Annotated in this window: 19 protein-coding genes and 2 pseudogenes; 7 read left to right on the forward strand and 14 right to left on the reverse strand. The window is 69.5% G+C overall.

The features are described 5' to 3' along the window. Positions 1-25: 25 nt before the first annotated feature. The 3 genes from AC5JOC_RS07450 to AC5JOC_RS07460 all read right to left on the reverse strand — a co-directional run bounded on the left by AC5JOC_RS07450 (position 26) and on the right by AC5JOC_RS07460 (position 2,815). Entirely contained in the window at positions 26-1,483 is a 1,458-nt protein-coding gene (locus AC5JOC_RS07450; RefSeq protein WP_079704299.1) for a catalase, read from the reverse strand. Positions 1,484-1,598: 115 nt separating this feature from the next. Then, a complete protein-coding gene (locus AC5JOC_RS07455) occupies positions 1,599-2,045 on the reverse strand; it encodes a Fur family transcriptional regulator (protein ID WP_208612301.1) in 447 nt (148 codons plus the stop codon). 158 nt (positions 2,046-2,203) lie between these two features. Beyond that, complete coding sequence (locus tag AC5JOC_RS07460) at positions 2,204-2,815, reverse strand: TetR/AcrR family transcriptional regulator (RefSeq protein ID WP_064294065.1); 612 nt, start codon at positions 2,813-2,815, stop codon at positions 2,204-2,206. A 119-nt stretch (positions 2,816-2,934) separates the two neighbouring features. On the opposite strand from AC5JOC_RS07460, the gene AC5JOC_RS07465 reads away from it, so the two are divergent. Beyond that, positions 2,935-3,708, forward strand: coding sequence for a lysophospholipid acyltransferase family protein (locus tag AC5JOC_RS07465; RefSeq protein ID WP_192003985.1), 774 nt, complete (start codon positions 2,935-2,937; stop codon positions 3,706-3,708). A 430-nt stretch (positions 3,709-4,138) separates the two neighbouring features. Next, a complete protein-coding gene (locus tag AC5JOC_RS07470) occupies positions 4,139-4,741 on the forward strand; it encodes a hypothetical protein (protein WP_494245981.1) in 603 nt (200 codons plus the stop codon). Between the two features lie 10 nt (positions 4,742-4,751). On the opposite strand, the gene AC5JOC_RS07475 is transcribed toward AC5JOC_RS07470, so the two are convergent. After that, on the reverse strand, positions 4,752-5,834 hold the full coding sequence (locus AC5JOC_RS07475; RefSeq protein ID WP_161578587.1) for an alpha/beta hydrolase: 1,083 nt from the start codon (positions 5,832-5,834) through the stop codon (positions 4,752-4,754). Positions 5,835-6,028: 194 nt separating this feature from the next. Between AC5JOC_RS07475 and AC5JOC_RS07480 the strand changes: the two genes are divergently transcribed. Continuing rightward, a complete protein-coding gene (locus AC5JOC_RS07480; RefSeq protein WP_064294062.1) occupies positions 6,029-6,202 on the forward strand; it encodes a CsbD family protein in 174 nt (57 codons plus the stop codon). 96 nt (positions 6,203-6,298) lie between these two features. Then, positions 6,299-6,562, forward strand: a complete 264-nt coding sequence (locus tag AC5JOC_RS07485; protein ID WP_064294061.1) for a GlsB/YeaQ/YmgE family stress response membrane protein — start codon at positions 6,299-6,301, stop codon at positions 6,560-6,562. A 297-nt stretch (positions 6,563-6,859) separates the two neighbouring features. Here AC5JOC_RS07485 and AC5JOC_RS07490 read toward each other — a convergent pair whose 3' ends face one another. The 7 genes and pseudogenes from AC5JOC_RS07490 to AC5JOC_RS07520 all read right to left on the reverse strand — a co-directional run. Continuing rightward, entirely contained in the window at positions 6,860-7,411 is a 552-nt protein-coding gene (locus AC5JOC_RS07490; RefSeq protein ID WP_079704303.1) for a type 1 glutamine amidotransferase domain-containing protein, read from the reverse strand. 109 nt (positions 7,412-7,520) lie between these two features. Next, a complete protein-coding gene (locus AC5JOC_RS07495; protein ID WP_494245984.1) occupies positions 7,521-8,258 on the reverse strand; it encodes a G5 domain-containing protein in 738 nt (245 codons plus the stop codon). 106 nt (positions 8,259-8,364) lie between these two features. Further along, a pseudogene (locus AC5JOC_RS07500) lies at positions 8,365-8,463 on the reverse strand (DUF2510 domain-containing protein); the annotation flags it as partial. A gap of 88 nt (positions 8,464-8,551) precedes the next feature. Beyond that, positions 8,552-9,496: a J domain-containing protein gene (locus tag AC5JOC_RS07505; protein WP_079704305.1), complete on the reverse strand. Its 945-nt coding sequence runs from the start codon at positions 9,494-9,496 to the stop codon at positions 8,552-8,554. A 193-nt stretch (positions 9,497-9,689) separates the two neighbouring features. Continuing rightward, a complete protein-coding gene (locus AC5JOC_RS07510; protein WP_426739001.1) occupies positions 9,690-11,315 on the reverse strand; it encodes a DUF7059 domain-containing protein in 1,626 nt (541 codons plus the stop codon). Further along, positions 11,278-13,395, reverse strand: a complete 2,118-nt coding sequence (locus tag AC5JOC_RS07515) for an efflux RND transporter permease subunit (protein ID WP_494246356.1) — start codon at positions 13,393-13,395, stop codon at positions 11,278-11,280. Before AC5JOC_RS07515 ends, AC5JOC_RS07510 begins: the two co-directional genes overlap by 38 nt. A 58-nt stretch (positions 13,396-13,453) precedes the next feature. Then, positions 13,454-15,205: pseudogene (locus AC5JOC_RS07520) on the reverse strand (efflux RND transporter permease subunit); the annotation flags it as partial. Here AC5JOC_RS07520 and AC5JOC_RS07525 point away from each other — a divergent pair. After that, a complete protein-coding gene (locus AC5JOC_RS07525) occupies positions 15,138-15,518 on the forward strand; it encodes a hypothetical protein (RefSeq protein ID WP_064294055.1) in 381 nt (126 codons plus the stop codon). The pseudogene AC5JOC_RS07520 and the gene AC5JOC_RS07525 overlap by 68 nt on opposite strands. A gap of 19 nt (positions 15,519-15,537) precedes the next feature. Here the strand turns inward: AC5JOC_RS07525 and AC5JOC_RS07530 are convergent, their stop codons facing one another. The 3 genes from AC5JOC_RS07530 to AC5JOC_RS07540 form a co-directional block, all read right to left on the reverse strand. Then, on the reverse strand, positions 15,538-16,110 hold the full coding sequence (locus AC5JOC_RS07530; protein WP_494245987.1) for a hypothetical protein: 573 nt from the start codon (positions 16,108-16,110) through the stop codon (positions 15,538-15,540). A gap of 9 nt (positions 16,111-16,119) precedes the next feature. Beyond that, positions 16,120-18,162, reverse strand: a complete 2,043-nt coding sequence (locus tag AC5JOC_RS07535; protein ID WP_494245989.1) for a primary-amine oxidase — start codon at positions 18,160-18,162, stop codon at positions 16,120-16,122. A 61-nt stretch (positions 18,163-18,223) separates the two neighbouring features. Beyond that, on the reverse strand, positions 18,224-19,702 hold the full coding sequence (locus AC5JOC_RS07540) for an APC family permease (protein WP_159876496.1): 1,479 nt from the start codon (positions 19,700-19,702) through the stop codon (positions 18,224-18,226). Positions 19,703-19,914: 212 nt separating this feature from the next. Here AC5JOC_RS07540 and AC5JOC_RS07545 point away from each other — a divergent pair, with 212 nt between their 5' ends. Both AC5JOC_RS07545 and AC5JOC_RS07550 read left to right on the forward strand, forming a co-directional pair. After that, entirely contained in the window at positions 19,915-21,405 is a 1,491-nt protein-coding gene (locus tag AC5JOC_RS07545; protein WP_124767825.1) for an APC family permease, read from the forward strand. Continuing rightward, positions 21,402-22,127, forward strand: coding sequence for an IclR family transcriptional regulator (locus AC5JOC_RS07550; protein WP_124767826.1), 726 nt, complete (start codon positions 21,402-21,404; stop codon positions 22,125-22,127). Before AC5JOC_RS07545 ends, AC5JOC_RS07550 begins: the two co-directional genes overlap by 4 nt. The last annotated feature ends 20 nt before the right edge of the window (positions 22,128-22,147 follow it).

Genomic DNA, 22,147 nt, shown 5'->3' on the forward strand with positions numbered 1-22,147 from the left:
GTTTCCGCGTGTTCGGCGGTGAGCTCTAGACGAGCGGCGGGAGGCCGGCTGCGACGCGCGCGCCCAGCGTGCCGTCGACGGCGGTCCAGTAGGCGATGACCCGCGCACGGAGCTCGGGGCGCGTCACCTTCGAGACGTGGCCGATGATGTTGCCGACGAGACGGTCGCGGGCGGCGTCGTCGAGCACCTCGCGCACGAGGGTCCCGGCCTGGCCGAAGTCGTCGTCCTCGGCGTGCAGCGTCGCGGCTGCCCGCACGAGCTCGCCGTCGGACTGCCAGCCGTTGGATTCAGCGGCACGCGCAGGGTCGGCGTGGGCGCCACCGACCGAGTTGGGTGCGTAGACCGGCGCGTCCGCGTCGTTGAAGGTGTAGCGCATGGCGCCTTCCTTCGAGTACGTGTGCACCGGCGCGTGCGGCGCGTTGACCGGCAGCTGTGCGTGGTTGGTGCCCACGCGGTAGCGGTGTGCGTCCGCGTAGCTGAAGATGCGGGCCAGGAGCATCTTGTCGGGGCTCGCAGCGATTCCGGGGACGAAGTTCGACGGCGCGAAGGTCGCCTGCTCGATCTGCGCGAAGTAGTTCTCCGGGTTGCGGTCGAGGGTCATCTTGCCGACCTCGATGAGCGGGTAGTCGCTGTGCGGCCAGACCTTGGTGAGGTCGAACGGGTTGAAGCGGTAGCCCGCGGCGTCGGCGTAGGGCATGACCTGCACGGAGAGCGTCCAGCTCGGGTGCTCCCCTCGCGTGATGGCCTCGGAGAGGTCGCGGATGTGGAAGTCGGCGTCCTCGCCGGCGATCTGGTCGGCCTGGTCCTGCGTGAGGATCTCGATGCCCTGGTCGGTCTTGAAGTGGTACTTCACCCAGAACCGCTCGCCTGCGGCGTTGACCCACTGGTAGGTGTGCGACCCGAAGCCGTCCATGTGGCGCCAGGAGCCCGGCAGACCGCGGTCGCCCATGAGCCAGGTGACCTGGTGCGCGCTCTCGGGGGAGAGCGTCCAGAAGTCCCACTGCATGTCGTGGTCGCGCAGGTGCGAGCCCGGGAGACGCTTCTGCGAGCGGATGAAGTCGGGGAACTTGATGCCGTCGCGGATGAAGAACACCGGCGTGTTGTTGCCGACGAGGTCGTAGTTGCCCTCGCTCGTGTAGAACTTCAGCGCGAAGCCACGGGGGTCGCGCCAGGTGTCGGGGCTGCCCTGCTCACCGGCGACGGTGGAGAAGCGTGCGAGCATCTCGGTCTCGACGCCCGGCTGGAACAGCGCGGCGCGCGTGAACTGGGAGACATCACCGGTCGTGACGAACCGTCCGAACGCACCGCCGCCCTTGGCGTGGACGACGCGCTCCGGCACCCGTTCGCGGTTGAACTGCGCGAGCTTCTCGACCAGGTAGTGGTCGTGGAGCGCGATCGCTCCGTCTGCGCCGACGCTCTGCGAATGCTCGTCGCTCGCGACGGGTGCTCCGCTGTTGGTGGTGGTGTAGCTGGTCTCGGACATGTCTCTCCTCGAGGGTGGGGCTGGTCGGACGGTCGGATGGATTCAGCACTGCCACCTTGGCGGTGTCAGCTGACGATCGGCATGGAGGTGCCGTCGAGTGGTCTGTGGAACGGCGTCAGGCGGCATCCGCCTGGCACGCGGGGCATACTCCCCAGAACGTGATCTCGGCCGTGTCGATGACGTACCCAGCCGTGTCGTCGGGGTGCATGCATGGCGCCGCACCCTGCGTGCAGTCGACGTCGACCACGGCGCCGCACGAGCTGCACACCAGGTGATGGTGGTTGTCGTCGACGCGCAGCTCGTACCGGCCGGGATGGCCGTCCGGTTCGATCCTGCGCACGAGACCGGCTGCGACGAAGGCGTTGAGCACGCTGTACACGGCCTGTGGGGAGGTTTGCGGGGCTCGCGGCTTCAAGGACGCGACCACCTGCTCCACGTCGGCGTGCGGTGTCCGGGCGAGGATCTCGAGGACGGCGAGGCGTCCCGTGGTCACCCGCAGCCCGGCTGCCCGGATCTTCGTGTTGAAGTCGAACGCCGCCGACTCCACCTCCGATCCGTTCATGCAGCCACCGTACCGAGTTGTTTTGAATTAGTCAAAATAAGGACTTCCCCTCCGCGTTGTCCCGCAGCCACTCCAACTCTAATATCAGATATGAGTGATGGACCGGTGGACACCGCCGGATGTGGAGAGATCCCGATCACGGCCGGGGGAGTGCCGTGCTACAGCTCGACGGTCAACAGCGGCCGCAGCGAACGTCGGGTCTCCTCGGCCATGTCCACCGAATCACGATCGAGCAGCCACTGCAGCTGGAGACCGTCCATCATCGCGATGAGCATGCGTGCCGCGCTCGCGGGCTCGACGCCGGCCACCAGCTGGCCCTCGCGCGCCATCACCTCGAAGGAGACGGTCATCCCGTCGATCAACCAGCTGTACCGCCGGACGAAGTGCTCGTGCGCCGGGTGGTCCGGTGAGGTCGCCTCGGCGGACAGCACGCAGTGGAGCTCGACGAGACCGGGGACGCGCATGTTGTGCTCGACGAGGCGGAGGAGCCCGCGGATGCCTTCGATGCCGCTCCCGATCTCGATGCCGGACTCCTCGCGATCCCGGTCGTCCCGGAAGTCGAGGATCGCGGCGAGCAGGTCGTTCTTGGTCGAGAAGTGGTGGAGGAGGCCGGCCTGGCTCATGCCCACGCGCTCCGCGACCTCACGGAGCGATCCACTGCGGAACCCCTGCTCGGCGAAGACGTCCATCCCCGCCTCGAGGATCTCCCGACGTCTTGCCGCCGTCTTGGCGTAGCTGCCGCGGGAGCGGCCCGTCTGCGTCACCGTCATCCTGCGATCGTATCGGGCGTGAGGACCGCCGGAGAAGGGTTCCCGAGGCGCCCCTAGCCCGCTCCTTCCTCAGGTGTCCACCCCGGCACTTCCCCAGGTCGCTGTCGTACGGTGTCGCCATGAGACGCCGCATCGAGCCCGTGTACGACGCCGCTGTCGGTGTCGGTCGCTCCCTCTTCGGCTTCTGGCGCCTGCGCCGTCACACCACCGGCATCGAACACCTGCCCGACGAGGGTGGCGCGGTGATCGCGATGACCCACTTCGGGTACCTCGAGTTCGCACTCGTCGAGTGGGCGACCGTGCTCCACAACCGCCGCCGTATCCGCTTCATGGCCAAGCAGGGCGCCTTCGACCAGCCCGTCGTGGGCCGCCTCCTGCGGAGCATGCGGCACATCGCGGTCGACATGCGCGCCGGCGCGGCCGCCTACGCCGACGCCGTCGCAGCGCTCCGCAGCGGCGAGCTCGTCGGGGTCTTCCCCGAGGCCGGCGTCAGCGCCTCGTTCACCGTCCGCGACCTCAAGTCGGGCGCAGTCCGCCTCGCGCAGGAGGCCGGCGTGCCGATCATCCCCGTCGCGGTCTGGGGCGGTCATCGCCTCCTGACGAAGAACCACCGGGTCGGCTTCCGCGAGCGGTTCGGGGTCCCCGTGCACTTCTCGTTCGGCGAGCCGATCATCGTCGCGCCCGGCGACGACGTCGGAACGAGCACCGAGCAGCTCCGCGACCGCCTGCAGGGCATGGTCGACGAACTGCAACGCGACTATCCCGTCGACGGGACCGGGGCGTGGTGGCAACCTCGCGCCCTGGGCGGAACGGCGCCGACGCCCGCCGAGGCTGCAGCCGCCGACCTCGAACGCGAGCGCCGACGCGAGGCGCGTCGACAGACGGCGAGCTGAGCGCACGTCCGCCGCGGTCTATCCTGTGGAGGTGCCACCTCTGACCTCGACGACCCACCCAGCAGGGCATCGTCGCTCTGCCAGCCCGCGTCCCGAGCGGAGCGTGGCACCGTGAGTCGCGGGTGGAACGGCTTCGTCGCGAAGTCGACATGGCTTCCGAAGGCGTGGCGCGAACGCGCTGAACGTGCGCTCGCGGAGGACCCCTCGACGCCGGCCGCACCGGACACGGACGACGCCGAGTCCTCAGCGGACCACTCGCCGCGGCGCACGCCGGATCCCGCGCCGCGGACGACGCCGACGCCCCCTGCGCAGCAATCCACCGGCTCGGAGCCGCTGGACGACCGCGAGGCGAACGCACCCCGGACACCCGTCGCCGGCCCGGACGTCCACGGGGCAGGCGCCGGCCGACGAGCACTCCGCGACCCGCCTGGTGGACCCGGTCGCCCTCCCCGTCACCGCGTCGGCCCCGGTCGTCCCCCTGAGCGTCGCCATCACCGATTTCGAGCTCGCCGACGACTCCGTCATCGGCCCGGCGTCCGTCCTCGACAACCTCGAGCTGACGAAGGCCGCCGTGACCCGCGTCGCGTCGGCGATCCTCACGACCGAGGGCCCGATCGCCGTCCCGCGACTCGTGACCATCGTGGCCCGGCGCTTCGGCGTCGACCGACCGTCCGAGGAGTCGCGCACCGAGCTGTCAGCGCTGGTGACGGAGGCGTTCGTCGTCCAGAACGGCTTCGCCTGGCCCACCGGACTCGACGTCGTCACGTGGCGAGGCGTCCGCCGGGTCGTGCATCGCGACCACCGCGCGGTCACCGACATCAGTCCCGCGGAGATCTGCAACGCCATGGAGCTCGTGATCACCGCGAGCCCCGAGCACGAGGTCGACCGCGAGCAGCTGCCGATGCAGGCGGCGTCGGTGCTCGGCTACGGTCGCCTCGGTGAGACCGCTCGACGATGGCTCGACCTGACGCTCGCCCAGGCGGTGCTTCACGGTCGTCTCGTCGAGGACGGCGACCGCATCCGCCTCCCCTGACACAGGTCGTTCAGCGGACGGGCGGACCCTGCTGCCCGAACGGCAGGCTCGTGTCGGTGACGCCGTCGATGAAGGCGTCCATGCGCTGGAGGTTGAACCGACCCTGGTCGTTGAGCAGGAACTGGTACTCGTGCTCGAGCCCTGGCCGGAAGTCCGGGTTGAAGATCATCGATTGCACGTCCACACCGAGGCCCTGGAGCTTCGCCTTGAACTCGACCGACTGCGGGTAGAGCGGATCCCAGTTGCCGACCGTGATGTACGTCGGTGGATACTTCGCCGTCAGATAGTCGACGACGGACGCGGACGCCACCTCCGGCCGGGTCTTGTAGTCGCGCGCTCCGAAGTACGACCACAGCACCGTGTCGAGGAACCACCCGAAGCTGCCCTCGGCGTTGACCAGGCTGAGGTCGTAGGCCCCGCAGGCGAGGACCACCCCGGCGAGCTGCTCCGGTTCGATCGGCGATTCGACCTTGATGGAGCTGGCGTACTCGGAGCTCGTGACCACGTTCGCGACCTGGGCGGCGATCTGGGCACCGGCGGAGTCGCCGGCGAGGATGAGCTTGGACGAATCCACGTTGAGCGCGCGAGCGTTGGCGTCGAGGTAGCCGAGCGAGTCGGCGACCTGCTCGATGGGCAACGGGTACTGACCCTCGGGCGCGATCGTGTACTCGACCGCGATCGCCGTGTACCCCTCGCCGGCCAGCACGCGCATGTAGTTGGAGATGAGTTCCTTGCTGCCGGAGATCCACGCTCCACCGTGCACCCACACGATCGTCGGGAGGGCGGCACCGCTGCCGCGCACCCCGTCGGGCGTGTAGACGTCGAGCAGCGCGTCCGCGTCGCCGGAGCGGTACGGGATGTCCTGTCGGACGTCGACACCGTCGGGGACGTACTTCACGAGGTCGGATTGCACGACCTTCGCCCGCTCGTCGAATGCCATGCGGATGACCATCGAGCCCGGCCACGGGGTCAGCTGCAACCAGACGAAGATCACCAACGCGATGGCGAGGATCACGCCGATGATCCAGAACATCGTGTTGCGGACGACACGCAGGAAGCGCGCGAAGCCCGAGCGAGGGGGTGCTGTCCTCAAGCGATTCACCTCCTGGCGGGTCTGGACGGCGGCGCTGCCTGGCGGAACACGAACCTCCAGTCTCGCATTCGATCGGACACCGGCGGCGTCCCGGAAGTTTTTCGACGGATTTCGTGACGAATGCCCGCCGAGCTGCGTCTTACCCGATGACCGGACATCATCACCGGTTTCCAACGCAGACGAAGGAGAACGCCATGAGTGCATCGGACAAGATCCAGAACGCCGCTGAGGACCTCGCGGGCAAGGCGAAGGAAGCCCTGGGCAAGGTCACCGGCGACGACAGCAAGGTCGCAGAGGGCAAGGCCGACCAGACGAAGGCCGACGCCAAGAAGGCCGGCGAGAATGTCAAGGACGCGTTCAAGCACTAGTCCTCGCGATACAGTGGCTGCCCCCGCCCACCGGCGGGGGCGGTAACACGGTCGACCGGCACCCCGTTCGATCCAGCAATCACATTTGGAGACATCATGAGTTTTCTCGGCTTCCTGCTGCTCGGCCTCATCGCCGGCGCCCTCGCCAAGGCGATCCTTCCGGGCCGTCAGGGCGGCGGCTGGTTGATCACGCTGCTGCTCGGCGTCGTCGGTGCACTGCTCGGCGGCTGGCTCGGCGGCATCCTCTTCGGCGCGAACCTGCAGGAGTTCTTCTCGCTGCAGACCTGGCTCCTCGCCATCGGCGGATCCATCGTCGTGCTCCTCATCTACGGCGCACTGACCCGCAACAAGAAGGCGTAAGCGCCTCCACACAGCACTCGGACGCCCGGCCCCTCCAAGGGGTCGGGCGTTCGTGCGTGTCGGAGGAAGGCCGGCGACCGCGGGGTGTCCGCCATTGCGGGGACTGTGCGACCTTCTGCGCCCTGTCAGGATGTCTGATGTTTGACGTCAGAAGCTGATATGAGAGGAGGTGGTCTCATGGACTTCTATCGAAAGTTGCTCGAGCTGCTCCGCGCGATCTGCGGCTGGGCCTGACCCGCACGGACGAACGCCCGGTCCACCAGGACCGGGCGTTCGTGCGTCGCGCTGCGACCCGAGTCAGGCGTGCTGGCCCTCGTGCTCGCCCTCGCCGATCTCCTCGACGAGCTTCGCGTTGAAGGCCGGGAGGTCGTCGGGCGTCCGGCTCGACACGAGGCCCTGGTCGACGACGACCTCCTCGTCCACCCAGGACGCGCCCGCGTTCCGCAGATCCGTCTTGAGGCTCGGGTAGCTCGTGAGCTCACGACCACGGACGACGTCCGCCTCGATGAGGATCCATGCGCCATGGCAGATGACCCCGACCGGCTTGCCCTGCTCGAAGAACGCCTTCGCGAAGGCGATCGAGGTCTCGTCCACGCGGAGGTCGTCAGCGTTGACGACGCCTCCGGGCAGCACGAGTGCGTGGTAATCGTCGGAGGAGGCCTCGGCGACCGCGACGTCGACGGGCTGGACGTGTCCGTTCTTGCCGGTCACGTCCTGGGTGGCGGGCGACACCAGTCGGGCGGTCGCTCCGGCTCCGGTGACCGCCTCCCAGGGGCTCGTCAGTTCACTGTCCTCGTAGCCGTCCGTGAGCAGGAAGGCCACCTGCTTGCCGTTGAGTGCTGCGCTCATCGTCGCTCCAATCCGTCAGCGTCGAGGCACCGTCCAGCGCCTCGCCAGCGACGATACGCTCGGCTCCACATCTCGGACCCGGACTTCCGCCGAACGCGAACGGGGTTGCTCAGGCGTCGCAGGCGATACCGTCACCATCCCGATCGAGGTCGTAGACGTCGCTCCCGACGACGTACACCGGGCCGGGCGTGTACGCCGGTCCGTTGCCGCTTCCCCCGGCGCAGTCGACGTCGCTGGCGATCGGAACGCACTGCCCCTCGTAGTTCGGGTCACACCCTCCACCGGCCGGATCGGCGACGGGAGCGGGAGGCGGCGGAGCGGGTTGCCGCGTCCCGACGGACGTCACCTGCGCGACCGGTTGGACCGACACGAGCTGTGCGACGAGCTCTCGAGCGATCTCGACCCCGGCTCGCGTGGTGACGCGGTAGGTGTTCGTCTGCTGCCCGGGGACGCCCGTCGTCGTCACGACGACCTGACCGACGTCGATGTTCGGGTCCTGCACCTCGGTCACCGCGAACGGGATCTCCACCACCTCGGTCACCTCGGTGACGACCTCGGTCGGGGTGGGGGTCGGCGTGGCACTCGGCTTGGCGACGGACGTCCCCTCCGGAGCCGACAACAGCGCCGCCGGACGGGGCCCGACCGGGTGGATGGCCGCGTTGGCGCTTCCGCCCACGACGACCAGGCACAGGGCGGCACCGATCACGGCGGCCGCGATCCCGCGGTTGCGGATCCCGAGGGAGGAGACGCGACCACGGACGAGCGCGACCACGCCGATGACCACGGCCACGATGGCGACGAGTGCGAGCATCGCCCAGAACGCGCCACCGACGGCGCTGACGAGCAACAGTGCTCCGACCAGGCTGAGCAGGACGATGTGGAGCGGACCGAGGCGGCGCGTCCGGGTTGCCCCGGCAGCAGCAGGCAGGGACGGCGACCGGGGGAGCGGGCACGGCCGCCGGCATGCGTTGCCCACCCCAGCCGACTCCGGTCCACCATCGTTGCCGGCCGGGCTGCTCGGGATCGGGATACCAGCCTGCGGGAGAAGTCATGCCCTGATGCTGGGGCCCGGAGCACGACGGCACAAGGTCCCCGAGTGGGGCGGGAGGGGATTCCTCCCGTGCCGTGTCACGGCGCGTGTCAGAGGCCGACGAAGCGGATGGTCTGCTGCAGACGCGTGCGGATGTCGAACAGCTGGTTGCCGCCCATGCGGTCGACGCCCGGGAGACCGGTGCGGAGGAGGTCGGCCAGGCGGGAGCGCTCGACGAGGACCGTCACCGGATGCTTGCGACCGATGAACTCCACCGACTCCGGGGTGGCGCCGTCCGGCACGACGATGACGGAAGCCGTGAACTTCACCCGCGCCGCCTTCGCGACGGTCCGAGCCGAGCGCACGATCGACCGGACGGGCTCCTCGCGAGGATCGAGCGTCTCCCCGACGACCTCTCCACGGTGCACCCGGACCGGCCCACCCCAGTCCTCCGACTTGACCGCGAAGAGGCCGGTCGGGCCGAGGACGACGTGGTCGAGCTTCGCCTCGCCCGGCGCCAGGACGTCGTGCCAGACCGTGTATCCGATGCCGAGCGTCGCCACGGTGCGCGCCGTCTGCTCCTCGGCGAGCGCGTTGGCCAACTGGTGCCGGATCTCGCGCGGAGCCGAGCGGACGAGCTTCGGGTCGTAGGGGTCGTCGAGTGGGACACCTCGGCCGACCCACTCCCGGATGAGCCCGAGGTAGGCCTCCCGCGAGTCTCCGCCGGGGTGTCCGTAGGCACGAGCGCGAGGGCGTGAGTCGGCGCGCTGCGTACCCGACCGACCAGTGGTCGACGCCGACCAGGTCGGCGCGTCGTCGTCGCCCGCGTCGGAGGACGGAACGTTGCGCCCGCGGTCGTAGGCGGCCCGGTCCTGCTCGGTTCCGACGCGCTCCCAGGCGAGCTGGACGGCGTTGAACTGCCGCGCGCTTCCGCCGAGGTCGGGGTGGGTCTCGCGCATGAGCCGTCGGTAGGCCCTCCGGAGCTCGTCCTGCGTCGCCGTCGTGCTCACGCCGAGCACCTCGTACGGGCTGGCTGAGAGTGGGCTCTCCGGCATGGAGGGTGGTCGCTTTCGTCGGCGGCGTCGGTCGGTCCGACACGGCAGACTATCGCCATCACCTGGAAGACCGCCCGAACCGGCACCCTGTCGGTGCTGTGGAGCATCGACTGGTCTCCCGCATCACGGACGACGGCGTCCTCATCGCCCAGGCACGGTTCCACGACGAGTAGGGCCAGCGTGCCTGAACACCTCAGGAGCTCGGCAGGAGGATGCCGTCGTCCAGCAGGGCGCGGACCCGGGGGATGAGTTCGGCGCGGAGTTCCGCCGCATCGACCTCGACGAGCTGGGCGATCGCGTCGATGATGGCTCCCAGGGTCAACTCGCCGTCGCAGGCCCCGACGAGCCCCGCCAGGCCCGTGTCGATGCCCACCGAGCGAGCCAAGCCGCCACCCTGCCGCAGCGTCATCGCCGTCGGGTCCTCGTCCCCGGGCCAGTAGTGGCGCTCCTCGGTGACATCGCCCGCGAGGATGACGCGTTCACCGAGCAGCTGGTCGTCGTCGAGCGCCACCTGCCAGTCGTGAGTGAGGAGACACACGGCGAGGTGCGCACCCAGCCCGGCGGAGTTCGAGCCCGCCTGCCCGTGCAGCCGCTCGAAGCGGCGCAGCGGAGTGGACGGGTCCGATCGACGGAGCAGCACGTACCCGAAACCGACGCCGGTCACGGCCCGAGCCGCGAAGTCGTCGAGCCAGGCTCCCGCGAGGCGCTCGAACTCCGGCGTCCCGAGCCGGGTGCCACCGTCCCGGATCCAGGTCTCCGCGTATTCGGCCGGATCCTGCACCTCGCGCTCGATGACCCAGGCGTCGACCGGTTCCGGACTGCGCTCCACCCACCCGGCCACGCGGTCGAGCCCGTCGGCGCCGTCGCGGTACTCCCAGTTCCCGAGGAACTGCGCGACCCCGCCGGGCGTCAGATGCCGGGCGACCTCGAGGAACACGGACTCGACGAGCGCATCGCCGACGAGACCGCCGTCGCGGTACTCGTAGCTCGGCACGCCCTCGGCACGCGGGGTGATGACGAACGGCGGGTTGGAGACGATGCGGTCGAACCGTTCGCCGGCGACGGGTTCGAACATGCTGCCGTGGCGGAATTCGATCGAGTCGATGCCGTTCAGGCGCGCGTTGAGTGCGGCGAGCTCGAGGGCTCGTTCGGAGATGTCCGTCGCGACCACGTGATCCGCGATCCGCGACAGGTGGAGCGCCTGGATGCCGCACCCGGTCCCGAGGTCGAGTGCCGTTCCGATCCGCTCGGGGAGGATGATGCCGCTCAGGGTCATCGACGCGCCGCCGACCCCGAGGACGTGCTCCTCGCCGAGCTCGTGACCCAGCGCGAGTTCGCCGAGATCGGAGGCGATCCACCAGGCACCGCTCCCGTTGGCGTCGACCCAGGCGTACGGCCGCAGATCGATGGCCGGGGCGACGGATCCGTCGTCGCTCAGGCCGACGAGACCGAGCGCCACCGCGCCGTCGAGACCGAGCGACGGCAGTGCCCGCGTCGCGTCATCGGCCTCCACGGCGACACCGAGCACGAAGAGCCTCGCCAGCGTCGCGATCGGTTCCACCCCCGCGGTCCGGCGGCGTTCGTCGAGTGAGCGGATCGCCACGACCCGGTTGGAGCGGTGCAGGGCGGCCTCGGCCGTCTCACCCCAGAGGCCGCGCACCCGTTCCACCGTGTACCCGGCCGCGTCGAGGTCGGAACGGAGGAGGTCGATCAGTCGCTGGTCCACGCCCACCAGTGTGCCAGCTGCGGGGTGGGCCGAGCCGCCCACCCTGCAGCCGCCGTCAGCGATCCGTGGTGAGGATCGCGTCGAGGTCCTCATCGGTCTGCTCGTCGTGCTCCTCGACCTCGCGCTGCGCGGCCTTCGCCGTGCGCTTCCGCTCGCGCTTCGCCAGACGGCGCTCGGTCCGGCGCTCCAGGAGCAGGTACAGCACCGGCACGAGGATGAGCGTCAGGAGCGTCGACGACACCAGGCCGCCGATCACGACGATCGCGAGCGACTGCGAGATGAACACCCCACCGCCGGTGAGGCCGAGCGACATCGGCACGAGCGCGAAGATGGTCGCGCAGGCGGTCATGATGATCGGCCGCAGACGGAGTCGGGCTCCGTGCAGGACCGCGTCGTCGATGCCGTCGCCCCGAGCCCGGTACGAGTTGACCAGGTCGATGAGGACGATCGCGTTCGTGACGACGATGCCGATGAGCATGAGGAGGCCGATCATCGACGGGATGCCGAGCGGTGTCCCGGTGATGAGGAGCGCCGCGATCGCGCCGGTCGCCGCGAAGGGCACGGAGACCAGCAGGATGAGCGGCTGCAAGAGGCTCCGGAACGTCGCCACCATGACGATGAAGACGAGCACGATCGCGATGAGCATCGCGAGGCCGAGCTGCGCGAACGACTCCTCCTGGTCCTGGGCGACACCACCGACCGAGGCCGTGACCCCGCTCGGCAGGTCCAGGCCGTCGAGGCCCTCCCGGACGGCGAGCGTCGTCGCGCTGAGGTCGTCACCCGTCGGCGTCGCCGACACGGTCACGGTCCGGACGCCGTCGATGCGCGTGATCGCCGCGGCGGCACGTTCCTCGCCCACCTGCGCGACGGCGCTGACCGGGATCGGGACGGCGCTGACGTTGGCGAGGTCCTTCTGCGCCTGGGTGAGGCGGTCCGCCTCCGCCTGCTGCTCGGCGGCCTCGCTCTCGGCGTCCCGCATCGCGGTCAGCTGCTCGTCGATGGTCGTGATCGAGCCCTGGAGCTGGGAGATCGCGTCGCTCAGCCCGGCGAGTTGGGCGGCGCGGGCCTCGTAGGCCTGTCGTGCCGCCTCCTCCTCCGGGGTCGTGGGCGTGACCGGCGGCACCTCGACGGGAGCCGCCTGCAACGCGCTCAGCTGAGCCCGCAGGGCGTCGAGCTGCGAGGCTGCGGTCGAGCGGGCCTCCTGGAGTTCCGAGCGCTGGGTCGCGGCCTGGGATGCCGCCTCGTCCTTCGCACGCTGGGTGGCCTCGTCCTGCTCGGCCGTGAGGGCGTCGGTCGCGGCCTTCTGGGCCGCGGCCTGCTGCAGCGCGCTGACCGGAAGGGGGAGCGCGGCGATCTCGGCCGGTGTCGTGCCGACCCGCTGCGAGCGCACGATGATGTCGCGAGACGAGCCCTCGAGGATGACCGAACCCATCGGCGTGCCGCGGAGCGCACTGGCGATGGCCTGGCCGACCTGTTCCTGCGTGAAGCCGTACCGGGCGGCGGCGGCGCGGTCGACGTTCACCTTGAGCAGGCCCTGCTCGTCGGCGAGGTCGCTCGTCGCATCGCGGAGGCCGTCCGTACCGCCGAGCATGTCCTGCACCGCGGCCGCCGCTGTGGCGAGCGCCACGGGGTCCTCACCCTGCAGCGTGACCTCCATGCCGCCTCCGCCACCGGTGAATCCACCGGCGGCGTCGCCGACGGTGACCTCGCCGACGTCGTCGAGCTTCGCCACGGCCTTCCGGATGGTGTCGGCGACGCCCTCGCGTGAGCTCTCCTCACCGACGGTCACGCTGATCTGTGCCGTGTTGCTCGAGCCGTTCCCACCGACGGTGGTCAGGTACCCGGAGACGCCCGCGGTCTTCGCGAGGACCGCTTCGACGGCCGCGGCCGCGTCGCTGGTCACGTCGAGGCTCGTCCCCTCGGGGAGTTCCTGCGTGACCGTGACGGTGTTCTCGCCCCCGATGTCGCCGAGGTAGTCGGTCTTCAGGAACCCGGCCGAGACGATCGTCCCGGCGAACACGACCGCCGCCACGAGCAGGGTCACGACCGGACGCTTCAGGGCGGTGCGCAGGACCGGCAGGTAGGCGCGCTGGAGCTTCGAGTACGCCTCGGACTCGTCCTCGACGACGGACGCCTCTTCGGTGGCCGCGTCGCTCGGTGGCCTTGCCCACAGCCGGGGCGGAGGAGCCTCGCATGAACCAGTAAGCGAGCACCGGCACGATCGTGAGCGACACCACGAGGGACGCGATGAGCGCGACCGACACGGTGACGGCGAACGGTCGGAACAGCTCGCCGACCGTCCCGCCGACGAAGGCGACCGGGAGGAACACGGCCACGGTCGTGATCGTCGACGCGGTCACGGCCCCGGCGACCTCGCGGACCGCCTCGACGACGCTCGTGGTCGTCATCGCCCGCCCGGTGTGCCGACGTTTGATGTTCTCGATCACCACGATCGAGTCGTCGACCACCCGCCCGACCGCGACGGTCAGCGCTGCGAGCGTGAAGATGTTGAGCGAGTAGTCGCCGATCCACAGACCGATCATCGCGATGAGGAGGGAGAGCGGGATCGACACGGCCGTGATGATCGTGGACCGGATCGACAGCAGGAAGACCAGGATCACGATGATCGCGAACAACAGCCCGAGCCCGCCCTCGACGGAGAGGTCGTGGATGGACTGCTCGACCATCGGCGACTGGTCGAAGACGACGGTGAACGCCGCACCCGAGCCGAGCTCCTGCTCCAGGCCCGGGGAGGGCGTCACGGATGGTGTGGGCGAGTTGGACGGCGTTGGCCGACGGGTCCTTGAGGATCGTGAGCGACAGCGACGGGAGACCGTCCGCCCGGGCGATGGAGGTCTCGGCTGCGGGCACGAGCTCCACGTCCGCGACGGCGGAGAGCGCGAACGGGCCCGTCCTCGTGCTGGATGGGGAGCGCCTGCAGTTCCTCGGCCAGCGAGCCGACGGCGCGAACCGACCTCGATCGAGAGCTCCTTGCCGGCGTCGACACTGGTGCCGGCCGCCGTCACGGCACCACTCGCCTGGACGGCCGCCATGACCTCCTCCGCGGTCACCTTCTTGGCCGCGAGGTCGGCCGGACGCATCGTGATGACGAGCTGCGTGGCGTTCTCACCCGCGAGATCGACCTGACGCACGCCGGCGATCCCACGGAGCGCGGGGAGCACGGTGGTCTCGACCTTGCCCGCGAACTCGCCGGACTCGTCCTCGGACGCGACCGCGAGCTGCAGCACGGGGATGTCGTCGCTCCCACCGGCGTAGACCTCGGTGCTCGTGTCGTTCGGAAGGGTGCTCTTCAGGCCGGCGAGCGCGCTGCGGATGTCGCCGACGATCTTCTCGTCGTCCTGGCCGAAGTCCCAGCTCACCTGCACGGACGTGGAACCGCTGACCGACGTCGAGGTGACGCCGGTGACGCCCTTGACCCCCTGGACCGCCTGCTCGACGGGCTTCGTGACCTCGCGCTCCACCGACGACGGCGATGCACCGGGATACGTCGCGGCCACGACGGCACCCGGCTGCTGCACGGACGGCAGGAGTTCCTGCTTCAGCGAACCGACCGCGAAGAGTCCGAAGGCCACGATCGCCGCGGTGATGAGGCCGACGATCAGTCGATTGGCGAGGCTGAGCCTCGTGAGGAATGACATGGAAGGACGGGCCTCTCGGTCGCGGAGTGGGCGCGATCCGCCCCACTCCACGCTATGGAGCGCCGCCACCGACCACATCCGCATGAGGATGGACCTGATGCGACCCCGGCATCCGCCGATCGGACGACATCGGTGGTCCTGCGGTACCAGCCTCGGCCGCGAGGGAGCTGCGCCTTGACGGCATGGTCCACCGATACCGGGCGTACCCTTGATACCCGAGTGCGCGCCGCGGGGTGCGCCGGAGCGAGGAGGGTACGTGGATCTGCAGGCCGTCGACCTCCCCAGGTTGCGCCGCGACGCACAGCTCGAGCGCGAGGTGATCATCGAGCACCGCGCCCGCGACGGTGAGGACCCCTGGGACTTCCTGCCCTCGATGCCGACGGTCGACGAGCTCGTCGTCGCCGTCCTCCGGGACGACGCGCTGCACGCCCGGGGTCTGGCCGCCCAGCACGCGATGGCGCGGCTCGCCGGGTACTCGTCGCTCGACGACGCCCAGGACCACCGCGACAACGCGGACCACTTGGAGTACGAGGTACTCCGTGAGATCGCCCGCGTGCACCCCGAGTTGACCCGAGCGGTATGGCGGATGTCCGGCAAGGTCGCCCGGCCGCCGTGGGAGGGCGACGACGCCGAGTAGATCGACGCCGCCGCCCAGGTCACAGCGCCGCGGCGAGCCCCATGGCGACGACGGAGACCGTCATGCTCACCACCTCGACGACCACGACCCGCTCACGCCGCCGAGCCGCGTCGACCGCGATGCGCGTGGACAGAGCGATGAACCCCGCCATGGCGCCCGCCAGGAGCACGGCAGGGAGGGCACTGCTTCCGATCTGATGGCCTGCCGGGTGTATACCCGATCCGGCATATATACTCCCGGCGGCATGACCCGCCATGGTGCACACGAGCGCCGCCATGATGACGAGACCGCCTGAGGTGTGCACGGTCATCGCCGCACGGTGGCGCGTGACGGCGAGCGACACAGCGTCGTCGACCGGAGCCGGCAGTCCGGCGATGGACCGAAGCCGGACCGCCGAGGCGACGGCGAGGACGATCAGGACGACGGCCCAGAGCAACGGATGCAGCATCCCGACACCGGTCGCCAGGTCGAGCATCGCCGCGAGCATGACGATCGCGGCCACGAGGTCGAGGGGTCCGCGTCGGCCGCCGACGGTGCAACAGGCGCCGACGGCGGCCGGGACGAGCGCCCCGAGGTGGAGGACCTCGCTCATCGCCGCGACCTAGTGCCCGTGGCCACAGTGCTCCTCGGCGCCCTGGTCGTGACCTCCGTGTCCCGCGTGCGCGGCGCCGGTGTCGTGCGAACAGTGCCCGACCGCTTCGTTCGGCGGGACGTTCAGGGTCGGGTTCTTGCCGAAGAAACCGTAGGGCTTGAGCGTGAACCGGGCGTAGTCCACCGGCATCACCGGCCAGTCCTCTGGACGGGGGAAGTGCGTCGGTCCGAAGGTGTGCCAGAGCACGATGTCCTCGCCGTCGATCGACTCGTCGCCCTCGATGAACCGCGTGATACCGTCGCCACCCGGGTTCTGGTGGACGAAGTCGCCCGCCGCGTATCGTTCAGCCGGGTCGTACTTCGTGACGAAGAGGTGCTTCGTCGCGAACTCCGCCCGCTTGGCGATCGACGACGACGCGTCGGCCATGAGCGTCGGCGACTCCTGCGGGTACAGCACGTACCCCGTCGGGCGTCCCATCCGGTTCGTCTTCTCCGTGTTGACGATGTGCCAGGCCCGAGCGGCCGAGCCGTCCGCCACGCGTCCGGACCCCGCTTCCGTGCTGAGCCGCGTGACCCGCTTCGTGAACGCGTTGCCGTGCTCGTTCCCCGGCCCGATCGGCACCCGGACCGCGTCCACCTCCTCGACCGCGTTCGACAGACCGTCGACCATCATGTCCAGACGGGCCGAGAAGAGGTGCTGGTGGTACGGCCCACCGAGCCCGGGCGCGACCTCCGAGGCGTACGGGTAGTCGGCGCCCTCCGCGTCGAGCCCGGGGTACGCCGAGGTGAACAGGATGCCCGTCAGCTTCGACTCGCACTCGATGGTGCCGTCGAGGTACAGGTACCAGTAGAACCCGTAGTCGTAGTTGCCGACGGTCGTGAAGAACGAGATGACCAGCCGACGCGACCGCCGGACCTCGTTCGAGCCGGTGTACAGGTCGGAGTGCTTCCAGAGGGTGCCGAAGTCCTCCTCGTGCATGCAGATACCGTTCTCGATCGTGAACGGGTTGCCGAGTTCATCGGCGAGCACCGCGTCGAAGTACTTGATCTCGCCCACGCAGTCGCACCCGAGCGCCAAGGAGTTCGTGAACCGGCCGAACAGGTACTCGCCGGTGTCGAAGTAGTTCTGCCAGAAGCGCACGGGGGAGGGGTCACCGTAGGGGACCAGCATCTCGTTGATCGACGCCCGGTAGATGATCGGTCGTTCCTCGCCGGCATCGTCGAACGAGAGCTGACGGAGGACGAGGCCCTCACGGACGTCGAACCCGACCTGGAACCGCCAATTGCCCCACTCGACGAACTCGCCGTCGACCTGGAAGCTCGGACCCTCCGGCTGGGTGATGACGATCGGCTTGAGCGAGGAGAGCGGAGCACCCTGGACCGCCGGGTCGTCGAAGTTCCCGGGCTCCGCCGGAATCGCCAGGGCGGTCGCGTCGATCAGGCGGGTGATCCGCCGCGCCGCGGTGTCGACATAGGCGCTCAGCCCGTCGACGGGGTGGGCCCACGGGTGGTCGGCCGGGTAGTCCTGGCGGAACGCGAGGACCCGGACGATCCGGCGCCCGACCTCCTCGGGATAGTCGTAGAAGCCTGCCGACAGCGGGACGACCTTCACCTCGTCGACCGTGCAGCCACGGGCGGCGAGGGCGGCGACCCACCCCTCGTCCTCCGCCACGATCTCCGCGATGGCGTCGAACTCCTCGATGAGGATCGGCAGTTGGCCGCGGGAGCCGTCCAGCACGACCGTGCTGAGCAGGGACCCGCTGTCGATGGACACCACGTTGTCCGTCGATCGACCCGTGGCCATGTCGAGCAGCATCACGCGGGCGAGGCGTTCCGGCAGTGGACCGTCGCCGGCCTGCCAGGCGAGCACCGCCCGCTTGTGGGGCTCCTCGAGGCCGACGTAGGCGAACCGGGTCGTCTCGGTGAAGTCGTCGAAGCCGGTGACGATGTCGCGGATGCGGTCGAACTCGGGTGCGGACAGGCTGGCGAGCGGGTGCTGGACGGGGGCGTCGCCGTCGGCGCTGCGCAGGGTGGTGGGGTCGGTGATGGTCATCGTGATGCTCCTGGTTCGGTGATGCGGGTGGTCGCGGGTGGCGAGGGGAAGGGTCGGATGGTCAACCGCCGATGGCGTCCATGACGTCGGCGTAGGCGGCCGGGCGACGACGACGCAGGTACGCGGCCTGCACGAGGCCGACGACGGGGCAGACCGCGATGAGGGCGAGGAGGACGGCGCTCACGGTTCCGAACACGGGGTTGCCGCCCGCATCCACGTCTCCCACCAGCATCGGGAAGTAGACGACGATCACGACGGCCGAACCGACGAGTCCGATGAACCCGAGGCCGGGTGCGACGACCGTGTTCCACAGCCGCCGATCCTGCTTCGTGCGAGCGAAGTACACGATCACCGCGAGGCTCGTGACCGCCATGAGGATCGCGATCGCGAGGGTCGCGACGCCGGCGAACCACGTGAACACCTGCAGGACGGGGTCGAGACCGAGCACGGCGAAGACGACGATCAGGATCGCTGCGGTTGCGCTCTGGACGAGCGACGAGGTGTGCGGCGAGAGGTGCTTGGGGTGGACGCCGCCGAGCCGGCCCGGCAGGACGCCGGCGTTCGACATCGTGTGCTGGTAGCGGGTGATGACGTTGTGGAAGGAGAGGACGCAGGCGAACATGCTCGTGATGAGGAGGACGTTGATGACGAGCTCTCCGACCGGACCGAGGTAGAGCAGCGTGGTGCGGAGGATCATCGCACCCGGGTCCTCACCGGCCACGGCGAGGACGTCGTCCGGCCCCCAGGCCATGACGAGCGCCCAGGAGGCGAGGGTGTAGAACAGGCCGATCCCGATCACCGCGATGTAGGTCGCCCGTGGGATCGTGCGGGACGGGTCCTTCGCCTCGTCGCGGAAGATCGCGGTCGCCTCGAACCCGATGAACGCCGCGATCGCGAACATCAGTCCGACACCGGGCGACCCGGAGAACACCTGCTCGGGCACGAACGGCTCGGCCGACAGCCCGTCGGCACCGCCGGTCACGATGACCGCCCCGGCGAGGACGAGGACGATCCCGACCTCCGCCACGAGCAGGACGCCGAGGACCTTCGAGCTGAGGTCGATGTGGCGGTAGCCGAGCAGACCGACCACGGCGATCGACGCGAGCGAGTAGACGTACCAGGGGATCTCCGGAGCGCCGAGACCGGCGAAGGTCACGCTCAACAGGTAGCCGATGTAGCCGTACACCGACACCTGGATGGTCGTGTAGGTCAGGAGGGCGAGGAACGCCGACGCGAGACCGGCCGGTTTGCCGAGCCCGTATCCGACGAAGGTGAAGAAGGCACCCGGCTTGGGCACATGCCGGGTCATGGCCGAGAGTCCGACGGCGAACAGCAGGAGGATCACCGCGGACACGACGTACATGCTCGGGAAGCCGACCCCGTTGCCGAGCAGGATGCCGAGCGGTGCGGCTCCACCGACGACCGTCAACGGCGACGCCGCGGCGACGACCATGAAGACGATGGCGGTGACGCCGAGCGATCCCTTCAGGGACCGGGTGGGCTGTCCGGCATCGGTGGCCGGACCTTTCGTGACGGTCATGGACACTCCTCGAGCAATGCGGCGGTATCGGGACGAGGCCAGCATCCCGGTCTCCTGTTGCCGCCTCGTCTCGTCGCCGTAACACCTGCTCGGCACCGAATGAGACCGGTCGACACCGCTGTCTCATTTGACGGTCATGAAGCCGAAACACGCCCGCCACGCCGGTGCAACGGGACGCGCCTAGCCTGAACGACGAGGAGGAGGTGAGGGACGTGACGGCTCTGGAACGCGCGATCAGCAATCCTCCGAGCGTCCGTGGTCTCGAGTCCCGGTCACCGGTCGACGGCCTCCAGCGGCGCAGTGTCGGGTTCATCGACGTGTTCGCCCAGTCCGTCTCGGCGGTGGCGCCGTCCGCCGCTGCGACGACGATCCCGTTGATCGTCACCGTGACCGCGGGCGGGGCGACCATGTGGTCGCTCGCCATCGCGATGCTGCTGTCGTTGCTCGTCGCCACCACCGTGAACGTGTTCGCGAAGCGCATCGCCGCGACCGGCTCGCTGTACACCTTCGTCTCCAAGGGGCTCGGAACGGGTGCGGCCTTCGTCACGGGCGTCGCGCTGCTCATCGGGTACGGCTTCATCGCCATGTTCGCCCTGGCCGGAGCCGGGTACTACCTGTCGATCCTGCTGCACCGGTTCTGGCCCGGCATGCCGAGTTCGACGGGTGTCGTGTCCGCACTGCTCGTCTGCATGGCCATGGTCTGCCTCGTCGTGCTCGTCCGCGGGATCCACCTGTCCACCCGGGTGACCCTGATCGTGGAGAGCGCCTCGGTCGCGATCATCCTCATCCTCGTGGGCGTGCTCCTGTCGCAGCTGGGACCGACGCCCGATTGGGCGGTGCTCGGGCTGGACGCCTCCCCGGAACACCTCGCGGTCGGATCGGTCCTCGCCGTGACCGCCTTCGTCGGATTCGAGAGCTCCTCGACGCTGGGCGTCGAAGCCCGCCGGCCCTTCGCGAGCATCCCACGGTCCCTGGTCTGGACCGTCGTCGGCGCGGGTCTCCTCTTCCTCGTCACCTCGTACAGTCAGCTGGCGGGCTTCGCGGCGTTGGGGGAGGACATCACCGCGACGCGGACGCCCATCAACGACCTGGCGCTGGCCTCCGGGGTCGAATGGATGGGACTGCTGCTCGACCTGTCCGTCGCGGCCTCGTTCCTCGCCTGTGCGATCGCCTCCATCACGGCGTTCTCGCGGGTCGTCTTCTCGATGGGTCGAGAAGGGGTCCTCCCGTCGCGCCTCGGGACCACGCACGGCCGGTTCCGAACGCCCCATGTGGCGATCATCACGGCTCTGGCGATCGTCACGCCCGTCTCGGTGCTCGCGCTCCTGCTGACCGGAGGAGCCTGGGCGGCCATGCAGGTCCTCATCGTCGTGGCCGCGGCCGGGTACATCACCGCCTACGTCCTCGTCTGCATCGCAGCCCCGGTCTTCCTCTGGCGGATCGGAGAACTGACGCTCTGGCCGCTCCTGCGCGCGGTGGTGGCCGGGGTGCTGCTGTCCGTCGCGCTCGTCGTCTACCTGGTCGTCGAGAGCACCGGCGAACGGGGCGTCGGCGTCTGGGTGTTCCTCGTCACGATGGCGCTCGGTATCACGATCTGGGCGATCCGGCATCGACGCCGACCGTGGCTGAGTTCGACCGTGGGGGTCTACGACGAGACGGTGAGCGCCGACGTGCTCGGCGGACCGTCCGCGGAGCACCGGTGAGCGGCGCGGGCGAGCTCCGCGCCCGACAGCCGAAGGCCGTGCACAGCGCGCTCACCGTGCTCGAAGAGGTCGCGCGATGCGGTGCCGGTGTGACGGCGCAGGAGGTCTCAGCCGGACTCGACATGCCGAGGGCGACCACCTACCGACTCCTCAACCTCCTCGTCCAGGACGAATACCTCGTCCGCATGCCCGACCTGCGCGGATTCGCACTCGGGCGGAAGGTCGTCGAGCTCGCCCATCTCGTCGCTCCGGCCCCACCCCCGCTCGCTGCGCGCGAGGTGATCGGACGATTGCGGTCGAGCGTCCGAGGAGGCGTCCACCTCGTGCGGTACGAGGGCGATCGGATCAGGATCGCGGATGCGGATCCCGACTTCCCGTTGAGTGACGAGCAGCGGATCGTCAGGCGCCTCGACACCTCCGCGATCGGGCGCCTCCTTCTGCACGAGCTCGCTCATGGCGGATACGACTGGTCAGGACTCGTCCAACGGCCGTTCCGGGACGCCGAGCCGTTGATCCGCGACGTCGAACGACTCGGGTATGCACGACAGGTGGGTGAGGTGACGCCCGGTCACGGTTGCCTCGTGGTCCCGATCCGGGACGACCGCGGCGGTCTCGTCGCGGGGCTGTCGCTCTCGGCACCCAGTGAGCGGATCGAGCGCCCCGCCGCACTCCTGGACCTCTTGCTCGACGGCTCGCACCAGCTGCAGCCGCTCCTCGTCTGACCACCGGATGTCCGTGTGAC

This window comes from Plantibacter sp., assembly GCF_059073635.1.

What these genes read in the sequence shown, in the direction of transcription:
- AC5JOC_RS07450 (WP_079704299.1), bottom strand. Translation starts at nt 1,483, where the DNA reads ATGTCCGAGACCAGCTACACCACCACCAACAGCGGAGCACCCGTCGCG.
- AC5JOC_RS07455 (WP_208612301.1), bottom strand. Translation starts at nt 2,045, where the DNA reads ATGAACGGATCGGAGGTGGAGTCGGCGGCGTTCGACTTCAACACGAAG.
- AC5JOC_RS07460 (WP_064294065.1), bottom strand. Translation starts at nt 2,815, where the DNA reads ATGACGGTGACGCAGACGGGCCGCTCCCGCGGCAGCTACGCCAAGACG.
- AC5JOC_RS07465 (WP_192003985.1), top strand. Translation starts at nt 2,935, where the DNA reads ATGAGACGCCGCATCGAGCCCGTGTACGACGCCGCTGTCGGTGTCGGT.
- AC5JOC_RS07480 (WP_064294062.1), top strand. Translation starts at nt 6,029, where the DNA reads ATGAGTGCATCGGACAAGATCCAGAACGCCGCTGAGGACCTCGCGGGC.
- AC5JOC_RS07485 (WP_064294061.1), top strand. Translation starts at nt 6,299, where the DNA reads ATGAGTTTTCTCGGCTTCCTGCTGCTCGGCCTCATCGCCGGCGCCCTC.
- AC5JOC_RS07490 (WP_079704303.1), bottom strand. Translation starts at nt 7,411, where the DNA reads ATGAGCGCAGCACTCAACGGCAAGCAGGTGGCCTTCCTGCTCACGGAC.
- AC5JOC_RS07505 (WP_079704305.1), bottom strand. Translation starts at nt 9,496, where the DNA reads ATGCCGGAGAGCCCACTCTCAGCCAGCCCGTACGAGGTGCTCGGCGTG.
- AC5JOC_RS07510 (WP_426739001.1), bottom strand. Translation starts at nt 11,315, where the DNA reads ATGAGGACCTCGACGCGATCCTCACCACGGATCGCTGACGGCGGCTGC.
- AC5JOC_RS07530 (WP_494245987.1), bottom strand. Translation starts at nt 16,110, where the DNA reads ATGAGCGAGGTCCTCCACCTCGGGGCGCTCGTCCCGGCCGCCGTCGGC.
- AC5JOC_RS07535 (WP_494245989.1), bottom strand. Translation starts at nt 18,162, where the DNA reads ATGACCATCACCGACCCCACCACCCTGCGCAGCGCCGACGGCGACGCC.
- AC5JOC_RS07540 (WP_159876496.1), bottom strand. Translation starts at nt 19,702, where the DNA reads ATGACCGTCACGAAAGGTCCGGCCACCGATGCCGGACAGCCCACCCGG.